Genomic DNA, 2,321 nt, shown 5'->3' with positions numbered 1-2,321 from the left:
TGTCAAGCGACAGCAATTTCTGACCCCATTACGACAGTAAAACTGACCCCCTCCCGGCCCCTGTGATCAGCGACCGCCAGTCGGTCGCTGGATGTGACGCGTCGGGCGGTCGGGGGTGGGGCCTGCGGGGAGGGGCCGGGGCTTCTTCCGGCCCCACCCCGCTCCGATCCGCCCCGAGCGCGCTTTAGGGCTTGGACGCCCTTCCTTCGAGCAGTCCGGCTTTCCGCTTCTGCTTCAGGCGGTAGCTCTCCCCTTGGATCATCAGCGTGTGGCTGTGATGGAGCAGGCGGTCGAGGATCGCCGCGGCCAGCACGTCGTCTCCGAAGACCGTGCCCCACTGGGCCACCATCTGGTTGGTGGTGATGAGCAGGCTGCCCTTCTCGTAGCGGCGAGCGACCAGTTGGAAGAAGAGGTGGGCGCTCCTCTTCTCGAAGGGCAGGTAGCCGAGCTCGTCGATGATCAGCAGCTTCGGCTTGGCGTAGTACGCGAGCTTCTCCGGGAGCTGGCCGTCCACCTCGGCCTTCGAGAGCGCACCCAGGAGCGCCGTGGCGCTCGTGAAGAGGGTCGTGTGGCCCGTCTCGACAGCTGCGCGCCCCAAGCCGATGGCCAGGTGCGTCTTGCCCACCCCTGGAGGGCCGAACAGCAGCACGTTCTCGCCGTTGGCGATGAAGCGCCCGGTCCCCAGCTCCTTCACCAGCTTCTGGTCGACCGACGGCTGGAACTTGAAGTCAAAGTCGTCGAGCGTCTTCGGGCCCGGGAAGTGGGCAATCTGGATGCCCATCGCGACCCGCTTGCGCTGCTTGGAGCCGACCTCGGACTGGAGCAGCCCGTCGAGGAAGTCGAGGTAGGTGGGCTCCTTGCGGGCCGCGTCGGCGAGCAGCGAATCGAGCTGGTCTGCCACATGGCCGAGGTAGAGCCGGCGCAGGGAGTCCATGACCCGGGCGTGGATGAGCTCGCTCATGCGGCCTTCCCCTCGACCACTTCGGCGTAGTCCGACAGCGACCGCCCATACTCGGCCAACGCCTGGCCTCCGCTCGGGGGCGGCTCCGGCTCGACCGGCGTCCGCCAGAGCCCCTCGTAGTGCGAGGGCTCGACGACCTTGCTGTGCGGCTCGAAGGAGCGGGCGTGCCGGGCCACGACCGCCTGGCCATGGAAGATCGTCACCTGGCTTTCGCCGACCAGCACCTCGACGGACTGCTTCACGAGCCGGTGGGGGACGCTGTAGCGGACGGTGTTCACGTCGACGAGGGCGTCGTTGGCCACCTTCCGCGTCAGCCGTCTCTCCCGGGCCACCGGAGGCCGCACCGGAAGGGGACGCAGCGCGTGCCGCTCGTCGCGCTCGAAGCGCAGCGCCGGCGCCTCGTGCGTCGTGCCGTGCTCCCGCTGGTCGGCCAGCAACATCCACTCGGCTAGGTGCGCCTCGAGCGCGGCGAAGCTCTCGAAGTCGCGCCCGGCGAGCCCGTTCCTCTTGGCGTACTTCACCCCCGACTCGGTCTTGCCCTTCGTGCGCGCGCGGTAGGGCCCGCAGGCCCGGGGCACGACGTCCCAGTCGCGGCAGAAGGCGAGGTAGCCGGGGTGGAAGGTGACCGTCTGGGCGGCGCGGTTGTGCTCGAGCACCAGCGCCTTGGCGTTGTCCCCGAGGACCTCCTGGGGCACCCCGCCGAAGTGCCGGAAGGCCGCCGCGATCCCCTCGCGCCAGTCGTCCTGGCGCTCCGCGAGGAAGGCCTTCACGAAGATCCGCCGAGAGTGGCCGAGGACCGCCACCAGCAGGTAGACCCGCACCGACGTTCCCGCGATGCGGACCCACTTCTGCCCGAAGTCGATCTGCATCTGCCGCCCGGGGACGGTCTCGTAGCGGACCGTAGCCACCGCGGAGGCCACCAACTCCCGCCGACGCTCGGCGACCGCTCGCTGGACCGTGCGAACGCTGGCTTCCACGTCCTTCTCGGCGAGCAGTTGCTGCACGACGACCGCGTTGCCCTCCGCAGCGCCCTCGAAGAGGACCACCGCGTCCGCGCGCGCCGCGGTATCGAGCCGCCATGCCTTCGGGCGGACTTGCGTCTCCGCGGCCTCGCCCGCCCGCTGGTAGCGGCGCACGGTGTTGCGCGCGATGCCCAACTCGCGCGCGACGCGCTTCGCGCCCCAGCCCAGCTCCAGCAACTGCCGCATCTGTCGAACGACCTCCGGCTCCACCATCGGCACCTCCTGGGTAGGGGGTGCCACAACTTCGGCCTCTCGCTCCATAACCAACCTCCGTGTTGGAGGCTGGGAGGGGGTCAGTTTTGGTGTCGCAAGGGGGTCAGTATCAGTGGCGCTCTACA

Annotated in this window: 2 protein-coding genes; both read right to left on the bottom strand. The window is 69.2% G+C overall.

Annotated features, from left to right (window positions below; translation table 11 throughout):
- Positions 1-184: 184 nt before the first annotated feature.
- Entirely contained in the window at positions 185-961 is a 777-nt protein-coding gene (istB, locus tag VGK27_01330; GenBank protein ID HEY3488743.1) for an IS21-like element helper ATPase IstB, read from the bottom strand.
- Entirely contained in the window at positions 958-2,196 is a 1,239-nt protein-coding gene (gene istA / locus VGK27_01325) for an IS21 family transposase (GenBank protein HEY3488742.1), read from the bottom strand. The genes istB and istA overlap by 4 nt, the downstream gene beginning before the upstream one ends.
- Between the last annotated feature and the right edge of the window lie 125 nt (positions 2,197-2,321).

The sequence above is a fragment of the Candidatus Deferrimicrobiaceae bacterium genome (genome assembly GCA_036504035.1).
Classification (GTDB): Bacteria; Desulfobacterota; Deferrimicrobia; order Deferrimicrobiales; family Deferrimicrobiaceae; genus JANXPS01.
The sequence above is the reverse complement of the archived record's forward strand: the minus strand, read 5'-3'. Positions and strand labels throughout refer to the sequence as shown.